This is a genomic window from Vibrio coralliirubri, assembly GCF_024347375.1.
GTDB classification, from domain to species: Bacteria; Pseudomonadota; Gammaproteobacteria; order Enterobacterales; family Vibrionaceae; genus Vibrio; species Vibrio coralliirubri.
Genome location: NZ_AP025470.1, coordinates 474,691 through 493,111, shown reverse-complemented (window position 1 = coordinate 493,111; position 18,421 = coordinate 474,691). Strand labels below are relative to the sequence as shown.

Annotated in this window: 15 protein-coding genes; 2 read left to right on the top strand and 13 right to left on the bottom strand. The window is 46.0% G+C overall.

The window, feature by feature from the left end; translation table 11 throughout:
• Positions 1-193 precede the first annotated feature (193 nt).
• Positions 194-2,416: a GTP diphosphokinase gene (gene relA / locus OCV20_RS02505; protein WP_050620522.1), complete on the bottom strand. Its 2,223-nt coding sequence runs from the start codon at positions 2,414-2,416 to the stop codon at positions 194-196.
• 134 nt (positions 2,417-2,550) lie between these two features.
• Positions 2,551-3,870 carry a 23S rRNA (uracil(1939)-C(5))-methyltransferase RlmD gene (gene rlmD / locus OCV20_RS02500; protein ID WP_086774288.1) on the bottom strand — a complete coding sequence of 440 codons (1,320 nt, stop codon included), beginning with the start codon at positions 3,868-3,870 and terminating at the stop codon, positions 2,551-2,553.
• A gap of 165 nt (positions 3,871-4,035) precedes the next feature.
• On the opposite strand from rlmD, the gene barA reads away from it, so the two are divergent.
• Positions 4,036-6,849, top strand: a complete 2,814-nt coding sequence (gene barA, locus OCV20_RS02495; protein WP_086774289.1) for a two-component sensor histidine kinase BarA — start codon at positions 4,036-4,038, stop codon at positions 6,847-6,849.
• Between the two features lie 125 nt (positions 6,850-6,974).
• On the opposite strand, the gene acpS is transcribed toward barA, so the two are convergent.
• The 11 genes from acpS to rpoE form a co-directional block, all read right to left on the bottom strand.
• Positions 6,975-7,355 carry a holo-ACP synthase gene (gene acpS / locus OCV20_RS02490; RefSeq protein WP_017059039.1) on the bottom strand — a complete coding sequence of 127 codons (381 nt, stop codon included), beginning with the start codon at positions 7,353-7,355 and terminating at the stop codon, positions 6,975-6,977.
• Between the two features lie 78 nt (positions 7,356-7,433).
• Entirely contained in the window at positions 7,434-8,171 is a 738-nt protein-coding gene (gene pdxJ, locus OCV20_RS02485; protein WP_048605801.1) for a pyridoxine 5'-phosphate synthase, read from the bottom strand.
• Complete coding sequence (gene recO, locus OCV20_RS02480) at positions 8,168-8,896, bottom strand: DNA repair protein RecO (protein WP_050644141.1); 729 nt, start codon at positions 8,894-8,896, stop codon at positions 8,168-8,170. The genes pdxJ and recO overlap by 4 nt, the downstream gene beginning before the upstream one ends.
• A gap of 102 nt (positions 8,897-8,998) precedes the next feature.
• The gene (gene era, locus OCV20_RS02475; RefSeq protein WP_017059042.1) at positions 8,999-9,970 is read right to left on the bottom strand and encodes a GTPase Era; all 972 of its coding nucleotides are present in this window, start codon (positions 9,968-9,970) and stop codon (positions 8,999-9,001) included.
• Positions 9,963-10,640: a ribonuclease III gene (rnc, locus tag OCV20_RS02470; protein WP_017059043.1), complete on the bottom strand. Its 678-nt coding sequence runs from the start codon at positions 10,638-10,640 to the stop codon at positions 9,963-9,965. The genes era and rnc overlap by 8 nt, the downstream gene beginning before the upstream one ends.
• Positions 10,641-10,666: 26 nt before the next feature.
• Complete coding sequence (gene lepB, locus OCV20_RS02465; RefSeq protein WP_017066013.1) at positions 10,667-11,563, bottom strand: signal peptidase I; 897 nt, start codon at positions 11,561-11,563, stop codon at positions 10,667-10,669.
• Positions 11,564-11,808: 245 nt separating this feature from the next.
• Positions 11,809-13,602, bottom strand: coding sequence for a translation elongation factor 4 (lepA, locus tag OCV20_RS02460; RefSeq protein ID WP_048615653.1), 1,794 nt, complete (start codon positions 13,600-13,602; stop codon positions 11,809-11,811).
• A gap of 137 nt (positions 13,603-13,739) precedes the next feature.
• Positions 13,740-14,210, bottom strand: coding sequence for a SoxR reducing system RseC family protein (locus OCV20_RS02455; protein WP_086774290.1), 471 nt, complete (start codon positions 14,208-14,210; stop codon positions 13,740-13,742).
• Entirely contained in the window at positions 14,207-15,169 is a 963-nt protein-coding gene (rseB, locus tag OCV20_RS02450; RefSeq protein WP_086774291.1) for a sigma-E factor regulatory protein RseB, read from the bottom strand. The genes OCV20_RS02455 and rseB overlap by 4 nt, the downstream gene beginning before the upstream one ends.
• The gene (locus OCV20_RS02445; protein WP_048605810.1) at positions 15,166-15,789 is read right to left on the bottom strand and encodes a sigma-E factor negative regulatory protein; all 624 of its coding nucleotides are present in this window, start codon (positions 15,787-15,789) and stop codon (positions 15,166-15,168) included. The genes rseB and OCV20_RS02445 overlap by 4 nt, the downstream gene beginning before the upstream one ends.
• A gap of 26 nt (positions 15,790-15,815) precedes the next feature.
• The gene (gene rpoE, locus OCV20_RS02440) at positions 15,816-16,385 is read right to left on the bottom strand and encodes an RNA polymerase sigma factor RpoE (RefSeq protein ID WP_086774292.1); all 570 of its coding nucleotides are present in this window, start codon (positions 16,383-16,385) and stop codon (positions 15,816-15,818) included.
• A gap of 389 nt (positions 16,386-16,774) precedes the next feature.
• Between rpoE and nadB the strand changes: the two genes are divergently transcribed.
• On the top strand, positions 16,775-18,391 hold the full coding sequence (gene nadB / locus OCV20_RS02435; protein WP_019826282.1) for an L-aspartate oxidase: 1,617 nt from the start codon (positions 16,775-16,777) through the stop codon (positions 18,389-18,391).
• Positions 18,392-18,421 lie beyond the last annotated feature (30 nt).

Sequence of the window (18,421 nt, the reverse complement as noted above, 5' to 3'; positions counted from 1 at the left end):
TTATAACGTCTTCTAAAACTAAAAAAGGTGAGCAGCCAAAACCACTCACCTTTGTTGATACTGTCTAATTCTCTAAATAATTGAAACTGTGGCTAGGCGACAAGCAAGCGAGACTCCTGAGCATAGCTTGCCTATGTGATTGAGCGAGTGCGCGCAGGCAACAACGCCATCAGCTTCAAGTATGACGAGAATTTTAGCCTAGGCGTTTTACGCTCATCACATCTTTGATTTGCTCAACTCGGCTGGTCACGCGACTCAGAATTTCAATATTAGTCACTTCCAAATCGAAATCCATTACCGATAGCTGACGTTTGTAATCGATGCGGCTCTTCATTGTGGTCACGCTGATCTTCTCGTTCGAGAACAGTGAGGTGATGTCTTTCAACAAGCCATTACGCTCTAGTGCTTCAACACGTAGCGTTAGGATGTATGAACCAACAAAGCCATTGCCCCAAACAGTATCAATGATACGTTCTGGCGCGTGCATACTAAGCTCGCCTAGTTGTTCACAGTCAGCGCGGTGCACTGAGATACCGCGGCCTTGAGTGATGTAACCTTTAATCACATCACCTGGGATTGGCTGACAGCAACGCGCTAGATGCGTCATTAGGTTATCAACGCCCTCAACCACTACCGCATCTTTCTTCGGACGACTCTGTTGTGCTGGCTTGTTTTCCGACTCAAGCAGTTTCTCTAGCGCTTTCTTGTCTTCTTCTTCCGCCGTAGGCTTATTCACCAACGCATTGATGTGATTAACCACTTGGTTAATACGTAAGTCGCCACTGCCAATACCAGCATAAAGCTCATCTGGCGTGTTGACGTTAAAGCGTCTCAGAGCGTATTGGTCGGCATCTTTTAGAGTTGCACCCACTTTCGCTAGTTCTGCCTCAAGGATGTCTCGACCCGCTTCGAGGTTCTTCTCTCGGCTTTGTGCACGGAACCAAGCGTTAATCTTCGCGCGAGCACGACCTGAATGAACAAAACCTGTGGTTGGGTTTAACCAATCACGTGATGGGTTCGGTTCTTTCTGAGTAATGATTTCAACCTGATCACCCATCGATAATTTATGAGTGAACGGTACGATACGGCCTGCTACTTTGGCACCGATACAGCGGTGTCCAACCATCGAGTGGATGTGGTAAGCGAAGTCCAATGGGGTTGCACCCATAGGTAAATCGACCACATCACCGCGCGGTGTAAAGGCATATACGCGATCATCGAATACTTGGCTACGAACTTCATCCAGCATCTCGCCAGAATCCGACATCTCTTCTTGCCAATCGATAAGTTTGCGCAACCAAGTGATTTTCTCGTCGTAACCACTGCGTCCGCTTGAAGCACCTTCTTTGTACTTCCAGTGCGCAGCTACACCAAGCTCAGAGTCTTCGTGCATCTGCTTGGTACGGATCTGAATCTCAATGGTCTTGCCTTCTGGTCCCAGAACCACGGTGTGAATAGACTGGTAACCATTTGGCTTAGGGTTCGCCACGTAGTCATCAAATTCACTTGGTAGATGTTTGTATTTGGTATGAACCACACCTAGGCCGGCATAGCAGTCTTGGAGCTGGTCGGCGATGATACGTACCGCACGTACGTCAAAGAGCTCATCGAAGTCCAAGCCTTTCTTCTGCATTTTACGCCAGATGCTGTAGATGTGTTTTGGTCGACCGCTGACTTCAGCATTGATGCTTGAACGGTTCATTTCCGCCGTTAAGTCGTCAACGAAGTCTGTGATGTATTGTTCACGTACGATGCGACGCTCAGACAGCTGTTTAGCAATCTGCTTGTAGGTGTCTGGCTGTTGGTAGCGGAATGCGTAATCTTCGATTTCCCACTTAAGCTGACCAATACCTAAACGGTTAGCGAGCGGAGCGTAGATGTTAGAACACTCTTTTGCTGCCGCGCGACGCACAGCATCAGGCGCTTTTTTCACCTCAATAAGGTTACAGATTCGTTCAGCGAGTTTGATGACTACGCAGCGGAAGTCGTCGACCATTGCCAGTAACATGCGGCGAACGTTATCAACTTGACCCGAGGCAGCACTGCCTTCAAGAGTCACGTTTAACTGGCCTAAAGCCGCCATTTCTTCAACGCCATCGATCAACTTTACGGTTTCTTTACCGTAGCTTTCTTCAAACGCTTCGCGCTCAAAAACGCCGCTTGAGACGACGGGGAAAAGTTGCGCTGCAATTAAAGTGGCACGGTCCATGGACAGCGTAACCAAGATTTCGATCATCTCGCGGCCACGCCAAAGCAAGAGCGACGCTTGCTCGTGATCTTTTAGTAGCTCTTCACAGTGACGATAAACTTTGATCAGTTTATTCGAGGTCTTTGCGTCTTGATTCAGTGACGCAATCCAACTTTCTAGCTCAAACTGTTCGCTTGGGTTTAAATGTGCGCTTCGTACCGCAACCATCATGCCTTCCTAGTTATTATGTTTTATACCCAATTCAATATGACTAACTGGTTCCAAGTTAGTTCGACCATATTGATATCAGCGCAGGCTTCCCTGCGCCTTTGTGATTCATTTGAAGCCTTGTTTAAGGGCCTCTAAGCCTTGATAAAGAGAGCCATCGATTCTAGATGACTGGTGTGTGGGAACATGTCCAACATACCCAGTTTGGCTAATTGATAGCCTTGTTTTTCTAAGCTCTCAGAATCTCTAGCTAGAGTAGCAGGATTACACGAAACATAAACCACACGCTTCGCTCCTAACGCTGAAATTTGATCAACGATCCCACTCGCTCCCGCACGTGCCGGGTCAAGCAATACTTTATCGAATTTCTCTTTTGCCCAAGGCTGTGAAGATAAGTCTTCTTCAAGGTTAGCTTGGTAAAACTCCGTATTGCCTAACTGGTTTAACGCTGCATTAGATGTGGCTTGCTGAACCATTTCATCAACGCCTTCTACACCAACCACAAACGCCGATTGTTGCGCGATAGGCAGACTGAAGTTACCTAGGCCACAAAACAGGTCGAGCACTCGCTCATCTGCTTGAGGCTCTAGCCACTCAATCGCTTGAGCTACCATCTGCTGATTCACTTTCTGATTGACTTGGATAAAGTGGTTTGGCTCAAAAGGTAAGGTAACACCTGTTTCGCTGTAGCTAGGCGCATCACCAACCAGACGGACCAACTTATCGGTTTCAGGCATCGAGTACAGCGTAGCGTCTTCTTCTTTTGCTAACGCAATCAGCGCTTGCTCATCTTTTTCAACCAAAGGCTTAAGGTGACGTAGCACCATAACAGGGCCAGTATCGCCCAACACCAATTCAACGTGTCCTAAAGACGTAAGGTTGTTGAAAGTGTTCAGTAAATTTTTCAGTTTTGGCAGCAATACATTGAGGCGAGGATCAAGCACGGCACAGTCGGTGATATTTTCAATCTGCTTACTCTGCTTCTTACGGAAACCAAACTGAAGCTGCTGTGTCTTTTTATCAACAAATAGGCTGATACGTGCGCGACGTCGATAACCGGTTTCATCACCAATAATAGGTTGTGCAACTTCAGTGTTAGCCGTTTGGTATTGGCTCATCAGATGGGTCAGAGATTGCGATTTATGCTCAACCTGAGAAGAGTAACCTAGGTGTTGAAGGTGACAGCCACCACACTGATTAAAGTGCTTACAAAACGGCTTTAAACGCTGCTCGCTCGGCTTCAATAACTTGATGAGCTTAGCTCGCGAAAACTTACTTTTGCTCTCAGTAAGTTGAATAACCACCTGCTCACCGGGCAATGCGCCATCAATGAAAACCGGTTTATTCTTTTGATAAGCGATGCCAGCGCCATTGTGATCCATTCGTTCAACCAAAACCGATTGATGCTTGGTCTCGAGTTGAGTTTTCTTTTTTGGTTGGAAAAAACGTGCCATTGCTTGTGCCTAATGTATCTTTTAATAAGTAATTGGTATCCAGGACTCACTATTATGTCTTGGAATCATTGTCGAACGTCACGGCTTTGATTAAGCTTACCGTTCACTTAACCGCCATTGTGTGCGTTATTTTCCCATATCCAGACCTCGATGTAATTAAAGAACATGACCAGATATGGCTTAAGAGCCCGTGTAATTACCTTAACTCTAGCTCCAACCCTGATTATTGGGCTGCTATTGAGTGCATTTTTCTCATTTAACCGCTATCAAGACCTTGAGGGTCAGGTGGTTAACACTGGTACTAGCATCATTGAACCACTTGCGATTGCGAGTGAATCAGGCATGAAGCTCGAAAGTCGAGAGTCTGTTCGTCAGCTTATTAGCTATGCGCATCGAAAAAACTCTAAGCTGGTGCGCAGTATCGCGGTGTTTGATGAACGTCATGAGTTGTTTGTAACCTCAAACTTCCATCCCGATTTTGAAAGCCTAACCTACCCCAAAGATAAACCGATCCCACATTTAAGCTCATCGAATCTGCTCGATAACACGCTGATCCTGCGGACGCCTATCATCGCCGAAGGCCAGTACATCAATTCAGCCAACGGTCAGTCTCAAGCCAATCAAGCGATCGGCTATATTGCGATTGAATTAGATCTGTCATCACTTCGATTACAGCAATATCAAGAAGTGTTCTCTGCCTTCTTGGTGTTGATTCTCGGGCTTGGTTTATCGGGCGTGTTTGCGTTCCGCTTAATGCACGATGTAACTCAACCGATCACGCACATGAAAAATATGGTCGACCGAATTCGTCGTGGTCACCTAGATGTACGTATCGAAGGTAAGATGCATGGTGAGCTAGACTCGCTGAAAAACGGTATCAACGCGATGGCGGTATCGCTATCAGAATATCACGTTGAGATGCAGCACAGTATTGACCAGGCCACATCAGACTTGCGTGAAACCCTTGAGCAACTAGAGATTCAAAACGTTGAGTTAGACATCGCGAAGAAGCGTGCTCAAGAAGCCGCTCGTGTTAAATCTGAATTCTTAGCGAATATGTCTCACGAACTGAGAACGCCTCTGAACGGTGTGATTGGCTTTACTCGTCAGATGCTCAAGACTCACCTATCGAACAGTCAAACCGATTACCTGCAAACCATTGAACGCTCAGCAAACAACCTACTTAGCATCATCAACGATATCTTGGACTTCTCGAAACTTGAAGCAGGTAAATTAGCCCTAGAAAACATCCCATTTGAGTTCCAAGCCAGCCTTGAAGAGGTAGTAAACCTTCAAGCAACCAACGCTCATGAGAAAGGCCTAGAGCTGACACTGAAGATCGATCCTAAAGTACCGCCAGGCGTGGTGGGTGATCCACTGCGTATTCAACAAATCCTGACTAACCTAGTGGGTAACTCAATTAAGTTTACCGAGCGCGGCAACATTGATATCAGCGTTGAGCTTCGCTCACAAAGCGAAGACAACATCGAGCTACAATTCATGGTCCGCGATACGGGTATTGGTATTTCTGAGCGTCAACAAGCTCAGCTGTTCCAAGCCTTCAGCCAAGCCGACGCAAGTATCTCTCGTCGTTATGGCGGTACAGGCTTAGGTCTGGTTATCACACAAAAACTGGTCAGCCAAATGGGCGGAGAGATCAGTCTAACCAGTCGTCTGCACCAAGGTTCCACCTTCTGGTTCACCTTGAGACTATCAACGACTGATATGCCGATGACAGAGCTGATTGAGACGCAGTGTCTGCAAGACAAACAACTGCTGCTTATCGAGCCAAACATGCAAGCGGCATCGATTACTCAGCAAATCCTAACTCAAGAAGGCTTAGTGGTAACGTATCGTTCGGTGATGCCAGACGAGACCACCTCGTATGACTACGTTCTGCTTAACCTAGCCGCCAACCAAGAATATCAATTTGATACCGTGAGTGGTTGGGCGATAGGTGCGAAGAAGATTGCTCAAAACGTGATTATTGGTACACCAAGTACCGAGCTAGCGTTAGGTGAGCAACTAATGAAAGAGGTCGATGTTCAGTGCATCACTAAACCTCTTTCTCGTAAGAAGCTGCTGCAAACTCTGGTATCGAATCAGGCACCAACCTTGATTGCACCAGCGATTGAAACACATTCAGAAGAGAAGCTTCCGCTTACGGTATTAGCGGTCGACGACAACCCAGCCAACCTAAAACTGATCACCGCACTGCTCAAAGAGCGAGTAGAAACCGTCATCAGTTGTACCAGTGGTCAGCAGGCAATAGACAAGGCTACAGAGACGCCATTTGATATAATCTTCATGGATATTCAAATGCCACAGATGGACGGTGTGACCGCCTGTCAGAACATCAAAAAACTGGCGAACAATGCGAACACACCAGTGATAGCCGTGACCGCGCATGCAATGGTTGGCGAACGAGATCGACTGCTTGAAGCGGGCATGGATGACTACCTAACCAAACCGATTGAAGAGCATGTTTTACAGCAGGTTCTTATTCATTGGAGCTCGACCTCTGAGGTTGAGCACATCGAAAAAATAGATCCGGACCACCCAGCGGTCTCTGCTGAAGTCGACAACGGTCCGGTGTCAGAAACTGAAGCCAGCGTACACACAAACATCATCATTGATTGGCAAGCTGCGATGAAGCAGGCCGCCAATAAAGAAGACCTCGCACGCGATATGCTGCAAATGCTCGTAGACTTTATTCCAGAGGTGTATGAGGCAGCAGACAAAGCGATAGAAGACAGTGACTACCCAGTTGAAGAGCTGATACACATCATCCACAAGATGCATGGCAGCAGCTCGTACAGCGGTGTACCAAGACTAAAATCGGTATGTGCGACGATAGAGAAAGAGCTGCGTTCAGGCACTTCTGTTGAAGACATTGAACCGGAGCTTTTCGAGCTTCAGGATGAATTAGATAAGGTTCAAGCAACCGCGATTCATTACTTGAAACCGACGAAGACCTAGCGGGCACTTGTTACTCACCAGTATTCGTTATAGGGTTTGCCCGCTAATAAAAAAGCAGAGCTCATGAGCTCTGCTTTTTTCTGTCTAGAGCCAAGAGCACTAGATATAAAGTAGCGATAATCTGTTTACGATTCGAGTAACACCGTTGCCACTGCGTAGTGACGCTCATCCGAGATAGTCAGATGAATTGATGTTGTGCCGTTCGCCTCTGCGATTTCACGCGCTTTTTTATGCAGGCTCAGAACTGGCTTGCCATGCTCATCGTTTGAAATCTCAAAGTCGTGGAAAGTCACACCCAGCGCGATCCCCGTGCCCAACGCCTTAGATGCCGCTTCTTTGGCAGCAAAACGTTTTGCAAGGTAACGCCCTTTTTGCTTGAGTTGCTGGAATACTTCAAATTCAGAATCGGTCAAAATACGCTGAGCAAAAGCGTCACCACTTCGTGATAATGCCTTTTCAACACGCTCAATTTCTGCGATATCTGTACCTAATCCAACAACAGCCATGCTTACCCTACTACTAAACTTCTATCTATTAATTCTACTAATTCGTCGCTTACGACTTAACGCTTACGGTTTAGAAAACTAAGCGTTGTTGCGTGCTGTTTCCATCACGGCTTTCATGTCTGCAACGGCTTTGTTCAAACCATCAAACACTGCACGTCCCATGATCGAGTGACCGATGTTCAGCTCGTAGATCTCAGGAAGAGCCGCAATCGGTGCAACGTTGTGGTAAGTCAGACCATGACCCGCATTGACTGTGATACCAAGATCGTCCGCGTAGCTTGCGCCTGCAGCAATCTTTTTCAGCTCGTCTTGTTGGTCTTCCTCTGTTTTAGCATCGGCGTAATGACCAGTGTGCAGTTCAATGAACGGTGCGCCACACGCTTTTGCTGCGTCGATTTGCTCACGGTCAGCATCGATAAACAGAGACACCTTAATGCCAGCAGCAGACAGTTTTTCCGTCGCCGCTTTGATCTTTTCAAGTTGACCAACCACGTCCAAGCCACCTTCAGTGGTTAGCTCTTCACGCTTCTCTGGAACCAGACAAACAAACTCAGGATTAGTATCGAGGGCAATTTGAACCATCTCATCCGTTACTGCCATCTCCAAATTCATACGAGTTTGAAGTGTTTCAGCCAGAATACGTACATCGCGGTCAACGATATGACGACGGTCTTCACGCAGGTGAACAGTAATGCCGTCAGCACCCGCACGTTCAGCAATTTCAGCTGCGTGTACTGGATCTGGGTATTTAGTACCACGTGCATTACGTAGTGTTGCAATATGGTCGATATTAACGCCTAAAAGGATTGAGCTCATTTTCCAATACTCCGTGCTCTAGAGAGGGCTATTGTTGGCATAAATAGCTCTCTACTTTTTAATGGTTTGCCGCCAAGATACGGCTTTAAGGCTATGCGTGTAAAGCGTTTTGCCGCTTTTAACTGCTCTTTAGTGATAAACCTACGTTCACTGATTGCGATAAGTTCATCGCCCATAAAAGTCAGGTTGTCTCGACGCACCGAAGCGATGAAACCTTTCTGCTCTCGATAGCGATAAGTCATGCTCGGATCGATCGCTTCGCCAGTGCCCGCGCAGTGTAAAAAGTCGACGCCATAACCCATAGCGGATAATAGAGCCAGCTCAAAGCGACGCAGTGCTGGCTCAGGGTTATCATTATGCGCCAGCTCTGTTAAAGCATGAAGATAGTCGTGAAAAAGCGCAGGCATCGGTACTTCTGCCATCAATACCCGACCAATAAGCTCGTTCACGTACATGCCTGAATACAGATTAATACCGGCGAGAGGAAGCCCCAAGCTAATCGCTTCAGCTTGGCGTAAGGTTTTCATCGAACCATTACCAGACCACTTCAGCAGTAGCGGCGTAAAAGGTTGTAATGCACCTTTCAAATTGGAACGCTTGCTGCGAGCGCCTTTAGACATCAACGTCACCCGACCGAACTCTTCGCTGAAGACGTCCAAGATCAGGCTCGACTCACTGTATGGTCGACGGTGCAACACAAAGCATCGCTGTAACCCTTCGCTCAATCACTTACCCTTATTACAGATACAAAAAGAGAGAGTTTGCACTCTCTCTTGGATTTATCTTCAGTTCAACTTTCTTAATCTCAGAAAGTGACGTTCAATATATTATAGATCGTCGATGTAGCCTAACGAGCGAAGTGCACGCTCATCATCAGCCCAGCCAGATTTAACCTTGACCCAAGTCTCTAGGTAAACCTTACGGCCGAATAGCTCTTCCATATCGATACGCGCTTCACGACCAATCGTTTTGATCTTCTCGCCCGCTTTACCAATCACCATTTTCTTCTGACCTGTACGCTCAACAAGAATCAGTGCATTGATGTGGAAGCCATCGTTATCTGGGTTGTAATCGAAACGTTCGATTTCAACCGTTACCGAGTAAGGTAGCTCATCACCCGTAAAGCGCATCAGCTTTTCACGGATAATTTCAGAGGCCATAAAACGTTGCGAGCGATCAGTCACGTATTCTTCAGGGAAGTGGTGTGTCGCTTTAGGTAAATGTTCACGTACGTGCTTACGCAGTACATCAATGTTTTTACCTTGCTTCGCTGAGATTGGCACTACATCAATGAAGTCCATCTTCTTAGAGACTTCCATCATGTGCTGCATCACGTTAGTACGGTCTTGAACGTTATCTACTTTGTTGATGCAAAGTACAACTGGGAAGTCAGTCTTCTTCAGTTTGTTCAGAACCATCTCATCGTCGTCAGTCCAGTGAGTACCATCGACAAGGAAGAATACTAGGTTCACATCACTCAGTGAGCTGTTCGCCGCACGGTTCATCAAGCGGTTGATGGCACGCTTTTCTTCAATATGAAGTCCAGGAGTATCAACAAAGATCGCTTGGTAATCACCCTCAGTTTCAACGCCCATAATACGGTGACGTGTCGTCTGTGGTTTACGTGATGTAATAGAAATCTTCTGACCCAGAATATGGTTCAGAAGCGTCGACTTACCTACGTTTGGGCGACCGACAATAGCGATGAAGCCACAGTGTTGGTTTTCCGGTAGGCCTGTTTTTTTGCTATCAGATGAAAAGAATGCATCGATATCGAAATCTTGGTTGTTATCAGACATTGCTTAGTTGCTCTAATGCTGTTTCAGCAGCCGCTTGTTCTGCCTTGCGGCGGCTAGTGCCTTTACCGATAACAGGTTTATCCACACCTGCCACTTCACACTCAACCGTAAACTCTTGGTTGTGTGCTTCACCTTTAATATTAGTCACTGTGTAGACAGGTAGGGGATTTCTTCGACCTTGCAAAAACTCTTGTAGGCGAGTTTTTGGATCTTTTTGAGATACTCCAGGCTGAATAGCATCTAGGCGAGATTGGTACCAGCTTAAAATAATGCCGCGAACCGTCTCGGTATCACTATCTAAATAGACAGCGCCGATGATCGCTTCAACCGCATCCGCTAGAATAGAATCACGACGGAAACCGCCACTCTTCAACTCACCTGGACCTAATTTTAAGTAATCTCCTAGTTCGAATTCACGACCTAGTTCTGCCAATGTATGACCACGTACTAATGTTGCGCGCATGCGGCTCATATCACCTTCGTTTACCTTAGGGAAACGGTGGTAAAGATCATCAGCGATAACAAAACTTAAAATTGAATCGCCCAGAAACTCAAGACGTTCGTTATGTTTACCTGCGGCGCTGCGGTGAGTCAGCGCCAAGTGGATAAGATCGGCATCATTAAACTGATAGCCAATCTTTCTCTCTAGTTTATCAATTGGAGAATTCATGCTCTCTCGATGTGTTATGTGATCGATTAATGAATCCCACCGATGCGATTAAAACGCACACCAGTAGGAATCCATGTTGGAAGTACACTGTCTGAACCGCGTTCAAACTCGAAGCTGATCCAAATAGCAACGGCCTTACCAACAAGGTTTGCTTCAGGGACAAAGCCCCAGTAACGGCTATCTGCACTGTTGTCACGGTTATCACCCATCACAAAGTACTGGCCTTCTGGAACGACCCATTCGTTAACACCATTGCGAGGCTGATATGCTTGCACACGATCACGGCGTAATGGGTTAACTAAAATCTGGTGCTCTACGTCTCCAAGCTGTTCGTTCAGCTGAATCAGAGGCACACCATCTTGAATAAATTGGCTCTCTTCAACATTACTTAGTTTCACTGGTTCACAGCTACTTGTACCCTTCGCCTGAATGCAGATCTCTTTACGACTGCTGTAGCGAATCGTGTCGCCAGGCATACCAACAACACGCTTAATGTAGTCGATGTTTGGCTGAGGTGGGTACTTAAATACGATTGAATCACCGCGTTCTGGCTTGCCTGTTTCTACCAATTGAGTGCGCCATACTGGGTCTTTTAGACCGTACGCGTACTTCTCTACCAAGATGAAATCACCGACCAAAAGGGTTGGCATCATCGAGCCAGAAGGGATTTGAAACGGTTCATAGATGAATGAACGCAAGATCAAAACAAATGCAATTACCGGGAAAATGGACACACTGTTCTCAACCCACCAAGGCTGAGCCGTAACTTTTGCGCTGGTTTCAGCGTCTAGGCCATTCGATTGTGCTTCAACGTCAGCAAGTTTTTGCTGGCGCTTCTTCGCCCACACAAACTTTTCCAACGCCCATACAATACCGGTCACTAGAGTTACGATCACTAAGATAAGCGAAAATGTATTAGCCATTGATATCCCTTAAATTTCATTTCTTTAAAAATAACGAAAGTGAAAGAGTATAACCCTTTCACTCTGCTTAATATTTCTAATCTGTATCAATCATGCTGACTAAATGCTGGGGAGATTACGCAGGAAAAATCGTTTAGTTCGAGGCGCAAAGTGCAGTGACTAGTGGGCCTAATTGCAATCTTTGCAACAAAGAAATAAACGATTTTAACCAGTAATGTTCAGCAGATAGTTAGTGCGATTGATACCTAGTCTTTACCAACATGAAGAATTGCTAAGAATGCTTCTTGAGGCAGTTCAACGTTACCGATCTGCTTCATACGCTTCTTACCTTCTTTTTGTTTCTTAAGAAGTTTCTTCTTACGACTGATATCACCACCGTAACATTTTGCGATTACGTTCTTACGCAATTGTTTCACTGTAGAACGAGCAATGATGTGGTTACCAATCGCTGCTTGAATCGCGATATCGAACATCTGACGAGGGATGAATTCTTTCATCTTCTCTACCAGTAGACGACCACGAGACTGAGCAATATCTTTGTGCGTAATGATCGCTAGTGCATCAACCGTTTCGCCATTCAGCAGTACGTCTACACGTACCATGTTTGATGGCTCGTAACGTTGGAAGTTGTAATCCAAAGATGCGTAACCGCGAGACGTTGACTTCAGACGGTCGAAGAAGTCTAGAACAACTTCTGCCATAGGAAGGTCGTACGTTACAGCAACTTGGTTACCGTGGTAAACCATGTCGACTTGTACGCCACGCTTCTCAACACACAGTGTGATTACGTTACCTAGGTAATCCGAAGGTACCAGGATATTACAGCGTGCAATTGGCTCACGAATTTCTTCTAGGTCATTAACCGCTGGCAGTTTAGCCGGGCTATCAACGTACAGAACTGTTTTATCTGTTTTTACGACTTCATACACTACTGTTGGAGCAGTCGTGATTAAGTCTAGGTCATATTCACGCTCTAGACGCTCTTGGATGATCTCCATGTGAAGCATTCCTAAGAAGCCACAACGGAAACCAAAACCAAGTGCTGCCGAACTTTCTGGTTCGAAGAACAGTGACGCATCGTTCAGGCTTAGTTTGCCTAGTGCATCACGGAAGTTTTCGTAGTCATCAGATGAAACAGGGAACAGGCCTGCGTATACCTGAGGTTTTACTTTTTGGAAACCAGGTAAACGTTCAGTGCTGCCGCCTTTTGCAAGCGTCAGCGTATCACCAACTGGTGCACCTAGGATGTCTTTAATACCACAAACAACCCAACCTACTTCGCCAGTATTTAGCTCTGTCGTGTCGATTTGCTTAGGCGTGAAGATACCTAGACGGTCAACACCCCAAACTTGGTCTGTCGACATTACTCGAATCTTGTCGTTCTTCTTCAGCTTACCGTTTTTAATACGAACCAAAGAAACTACGCCAAGGTAGTTATCGAACCAAGAGTCAATGATCAACGCTTGTAGAGGCGCTTCAGGATCACCTTCCGGTGGTGGGATTGCCGTTACGATGTTTTCTAGAACATCATCAACACCCAAACCTGTTTTCGCAGAACAGCGAGTCGCTTCCATCGCATCGATGCCAACGATCTCTTCTATTTCTTCAGCAACACGCTCTGGTTCAGCTGCAGGTAAGTCAATCTTGTTCAAGATTGGCACTACTTCCAGTTCCATTTCGATTGCTGTGTAACAGTTTGCTAGAGTTTGTGCTTCAACACCTTGGCCAGCATCCACTACAAGTAGTGCGCCTTCACAAGCCGCTAGAGAACGAGATACTTCGTAAGAGAAGTCTACGTGTCCAGGAGTGTCGATAAAGTTAAGTTGGTAAGTTTCACCATCTTTAGCTTTGTAATCTAAAGTCACACTCTGCGCTTTAATTGTAATACCACGCTCGCGTTCTATATCCATAGAATCGAGGACTTGAGCTGCCATCTCACGTTCACTTAATCCTCCACAAACTTGGATTAAGCGGTCAGAAAGGGTCGACTTACCGTGGTCGATGTGGGCGATAATCGAAAAATTACGAATGTGCTTCATAGGCTTGGTGTGACTAAACTCTTTGAATAGGGATAATAAGAAAGCCGCGACGCGTCCAATCTACAGTCAGCATTGGTGGCGGCATTTCAATCAAGTTGGCAGATTCTACCCAATTTAAGGGCAAGAAGCATCATAAATTAGACGAGAGACTCACCTAGGATTCGAATCAAGACGACTTCTTGCTTGGATTTGTCTTCCATGGGTTTGGCTAACCGCTTCGCTAAGGCAATCCCACCAGCAGTAAACAGTGCTGCACTTAAGATAACAATGCCCTCCCCCCATTGGAGTAAGGGTTGTAACAAGAGTTGTCCAAAACCAGCACCAATCATCAGCATGAAAAGTGGGATGAGATAAACAATCGCCGCCGACTGAAGTAGGCTTTTTTCTGGAAAGCCAATTTCTACGATTTGTCCTGCTTTGACTAAGCTTTTGGTTTTAAGCTGCCAAAACAAAGATTTATTGCCAACAGCCTTGGTCACAATACCCGTACCGCAGCTTTTTTGAGAAGAACAGCTGCTACAACTGGTTTGTTGTTCGCAGCTCAATTGAACAAAGTATTGCTTACCTTTTTGTTCAACCGAGCTAACGGTCGCCAGCGCGGTCATCATTGCGCTTGTACCGATTTATTGAATGTAACTGACTGAGCAATACGTTTTGCAGTTGCCGGCGGAATGTCACCAACCACTGAGATCTCTTTGTCGCCAATCACTAAGCTGTGCAAGGTTCTACGCCCTTGACGTACTAGCTGCCCTTTCAATGAATGCTCGTCTTTTTCAGCGATATAAACCGAAAAGCTAAACAATCCATCACTGAAAAGCTGACTTTCAACCATTTTATCGGTCGCAGCCATTTGATAGCGGCTAAGCTCTTTTGACTTAAACCCTTCAGGAATCCAAGACGCTTGCCAGTTAGTTTCACTCACTAAGCCTTCCGGCAATGATAAAACTTTCGGCAATTGAGCTTGGTTCAAGCCACCCATTGCCTCCGCTATCTTATCGTTCACCACGTAAGAGATAGTGCGGTACTGTTCAAGCACTTCGCCATCACGATCCAAAAGGTCGGCACGCAAAGGAAGACTCGTTTTTTCGTCGACCCAAACCACGTAAGAGTAGCGAAGGCCGTCTTTCGGCACGACACGCAGCACTTGAGTTGTGCTGCCTGCTTCACGAGAGCGCCCAACTTTCACAAAGTCGTAGTACTGATTCAGAGATTCGATATCTCGATTAATCATCGGAATAACAGGCGCAACCATGCTGCCAGACTGAATCGTAAATGGCTCTGTACCCGGTTCGATGTAGCTAACTTCGTTGCCACGTCGAATGACTTCACGAACAGGGCCACTTAGATAAACAAGGTGTGCAAGTTGTTGGTCGTCGTTAACCGCATGGCGATAAACAAGAGGCTCAATACTGCTCTTCTTTATCAAAATGTAGGAGAGTTCGTAATTTAGATGCTGACTGGCCTCGTTCATTTGATGCAACAAGGCCTTTGCAGTGGTTTCCTCTGCAAAGGTTGTTGGAGACATCAAGCTGAACAGTGTCAGTGCACTGACCAGGATTTTCTTCATTCAATGTCCGATTCTAGATGTGCATCTTGCATTGGCGATGCATCACTGTTTAATCTTAGCTGCAGCTCATAATCTTCTAACATTGCATGAACGCGTTTGCGCTGCTCTTGCAAGTTAGCTTCAGATGCTGGTTTCTCAACAGAGTCACGCGTTAAGCTTACTGGTTCCGCAGAACCCGCAAATGGAATCGTCTGGAGTACAGGCAACTGCTCTGGTGCTGCAGGATCGCTGCCACCATATTGTTGAACACCTAATACAACAGCTAATGAAACACACGCTGCCACGGCAACTTGTCCAAACTGTTGTAACCACGCCGGAAGCTGACGCTTCGCTTGCTGAGGTTTAGGTTGCTCTTCAATTGGAGCAACAGTAGGTTCAACATTCACTTGGTGCAGGTTCGACATTGAACCATGTGCAGGCTCGTTCTCAAGCGCTGCCGCTACACTATTAGCAATGTTCCACTCTGGAGTTTCTGGCGCATCCCCACGCATAACATCACCAATTAAATGGTAACTCTGCCAGGTATCCATGCTTTCTTGATCGGATTCGAGATCTACAATGAGAGCTTTATCGATCGTTTCACCATCCATGAGTGCCGAAAGCTTTTCTTTATCAGCCATTATTTTCACCATAATTATTACAAGTTCTAGCGTTGCAAAAGAGGTTTAATTTTCTTTTCCACCGCTTCACGAGCTCGGAAAATACGCGAACGTACGGTTCCTACAGGGCAATCCATTACTTCTGCAATCTCTTCGTAGCTCAAACCTTCGAGCTCTCGCAACGTCATTGCAGTTTTTAAGTCTTCTGGTAGCGCTTCAATCGCTCCAAAAACGACTTGTTTCAATTCTTTTGACAGCGTTAAGTTCTCAGGGTTCGATATTTCTTTTAACGCGCTGCCTGTTTCGTAATATTCTGCATCTACATCTGTTGCTGGCGGCCTACGGCTTTGGGCAACGATATGGTTTTTAGCGGTGTTCACGGCAATTCGGTACAACCATGTATAGAAAGCACTCTCGCCACGAAAGTTAGGTATCGCGCGGTAAGCTTTAATAAAAGCTTCTTGTGCTACATCAGGTACATCACCGGAATTATTCACGTATCGAGAGATAAGATTACAAACTTTGTTTTGATACTTAACCACTAGTAAGTTAAATGCCTGCTTATCTCCACTCTGAACTCGCTCAATCAACACTTGATCGGTTAGCTGCTCGTTCATTCGAGCGGGTACTCCTATTGTTATAACCCTCACCTTCACAGATATGGGTACTAATTATGCGAAATGTAGTATTGACACCACCGTCTACAAGAGCACTATTGTGACTAAGCCAAATACCGAAAGTTCCAACTTTCTTAAAATTATTTGCCATTATTGTTTCACAATGTGATGTAATAAAAATAGCTATCCCTATCAATTTGGGGAAACTTGAGCAAAAGCAATGGTATTGAGCAATTAAATATTTCTAGATAGCTGTCTATATATTGATTTTGCATAGCGTTTAAGGATGACTCTGGAGAGATTATAACAGTCTTACCCAAACTCCTAAAACAAGACAAAGTCAATTGAGAGTGGACAACTCGACTATAGCCCGGGATTTAATAAGTTTTATGAACGCAAACCGTGAACATCAGTGTGATGTATTAGTGGTAGGAAGTGGTGCGGCAGGCTTGTCATTAGCCTTACGCGTAGCAGAACATGCAAAAGTAATTGTATTAAGCAAAGGACCACGCAGCGAAGGATCGACGTATTACGCACAAGGTGGTATCGCCGCGGTGTTCGATGAGTCGGACAGTATTGAGTCTCATGTAGAGGACACTCAAATAGCTGGGGCTGGGTTATGCGAAGAAGATACAGTTCAATTCATTGCCGAAAATGCGAAAGAGTGTGTGCAATGGCTGATTGATGGTGGTGTTCCATTTGATAAAGATGAGAACAGCACAGAAGGCCAACCAAAATATCACCTCACTCGTGAGGGTGGCCACAGTCACCGCAGAATTCTGCACGCTGCCGATGCAACTGGCATGGCGATGCAAACCTCACTACAAGATAACGTCAACAACCACCCAAATATCGAGATCTTCGAGCGCCACAATGCGCTGGATTTGATCACGGAAGATAAGATTGGTGGTTCAAAAGACAAGGTGATCGGTGCCTACATTTGGAACCGTAACCAAGAACATGTTGAAACCGTGCGCGCTAAGTTTGTTGTATTAGCAACAGGCGGCGCTTCAAAGGTTTACCAATACACCTCTAACCCAGATGTTTCTTCAGGTGATGGTATTGCTATCGCTTGGCGTGCGGGTTGTCGTGTGGCAAACCTTGAGTTCAACCAGTTCCACCCAACTTGTTTATTCCACCCAGAAGCACGTAACTTCCTATTAACGGAAGCACTGCGTGGTGAAGGTGCCTACTTGCGTCGTCCAGATGGTTCTCGCTTTATGAAGGACTTCGATGAGCGCGGTGAACTGGCTCCACGTGATGTGGTTGCCCGTGCAATTGACTTCGAAATGAAGCGCTTGGGTGCCGACTGCATGTATGTTGATATCAGCCACAAGCCTGAAGAATTCATCACAACGCACTTCCCGATGATCCATACTCGCTTGATGGACTTGGGCATCGATATGACCAAAGAGCCGATCCCTATCGTTCCAGCTGCTCACTACACGTGTGGTGGTGTCATGGTGAATAAGCAAGGTCAAACCGACCTAACGAACTTGTATGCGATTGGCGAAGTGAGCTACACCGGCTTACACGGTGCAAACCGTATGGCTTCTAACTCATTGCTTGAGTGTGTGGTTTACGCATGGGCAGCAGCAAAAGATATCGTTGAGAACATCGACCAATCTCAATTGTGTGCAGAACTGCCAGCATGGGATGAAAGCCAAGTCACCAACAGTGATGAAGAGGTGATCATTCAACACAACTGGCACGAACTGCGCCTGTTCATGTGGGACTACATGGGCATTGTTCGAACGGATAAACGACTAGAGCGCGCATTGCGTCGTATTCAGATGCTGCAACAAGAAACTCATGAGTACTACAGCTACTTCAAAGTTTCGAATAACTTATTAGAACTGCGTAACTTGCTACAAGTGGCAGAACTAATGGTTCGTTGTGCAATGCAACGTAAAGAGAGCCGCGGCCTTCACTACACGTTGGATTACCCTGAACTTGCTGAAGACAGTGGCCCAACGATTCTGACGCCAGAGAAACGCCAATCATAATAATGGGTTAAACGTGCTTAGCGAATTAGC

Excerpts from the sequence above, each read along its gene's own strand:
- barA (WP_086774289.1), top strand. The coding sequence starts at position 4,036 with ATGACCAGATATGGCTTAAGAGCCCGTGTAATTACCTTAACTCTAGCT.
- OCV20_RS02445 (WP_048605810.1), bottom strand. The coding sequence starts at position 15,789 with ATGGCTGATAAAGAAAAGCTTTCGGCACTCATGGATGGTGAAACGATC.
- rpoE (WP_086774292.1), bottom strand. The coding sequence starts at position 16,385 with ATGAACGAGCAGCTAACCGATCAAGTGTTGATTGAGCGAGTTCAGAGT.
- rseB (WP_086774291.1), bottom strand. The coding sequence starts at position 15,169 with ATGAAGAAAATCCTGGTCAGTGCACTGACACTGTTCAGCTTGATGTCT.
- acpS (WP_017059039.1), bottom strand. The coding sequence starts at position 7,355 with ATGGCTGTTGTTGGATTAGGTACAGATATCGCAGAAATTGAGCGTGTT.
- lepB (WP_017066013.1), bottom strand. The coding sequence starts at position 11,563 with ATGGCTAATACATTTTCGCTTATCTTAGTGATCGTAACTCTAGTGACC.
- rnc (WP_017059043.1), bottom strand. The coding sequence starts at position 10,640 with ATGAATTCTCCAATTGATAAACTAGAGAGAAAGATTGGCTATCAGTTT.
- pdxJ (WP_048605801.1), bottom strand. The coding sequence starts at position 8,171 with ATGAGCTCAATCCTTTTAGGCGTTAATATCGACCATATTGCAACACTA.
- era (WP_017059042.1), bottom strand. The coding sequence starts at position 9,970 with ATGTCTGATAACAACCAAGATTTCGATATCGATGCATTCTTTTCATCT.
- relA (WP_050620522.1), bottom strand. The coding sequence starts at position 2,416 with ATGGTTGCGGTACGAAGCGCACATTTAAACCCAAGCGAACAGTTTGAG.
- rlmD (WP_086774288.1), bottom strand. The coding sequence starts at position 3,870 with ATGGCACGTTTTTTCCAACCAAAAAAGAAAACTCAACTCGAGACCAAG.
- nadB (WP_019826282.1), top strand. The coding sequence starts at position 16,775 with ATGAACGCAAACCGTGAACATCAGTGTGATGTATTAGTGGTAGGAAGT.
- lepA (WP_048615653.1), bottom strand. The coding sequence starts at position 13,602 with ATGAAGCACATTCGTAATTTTTCGATTATCGCCCACATCGACCACGGT.
- OCV20_RS02455 (WP_086774290.1), bottom strand. The coding sequence starts at position 14,210 with ATGATGACCGCGCTGGCGACCGTTAGCTCGGTTGAACAAAAAGGTAAG.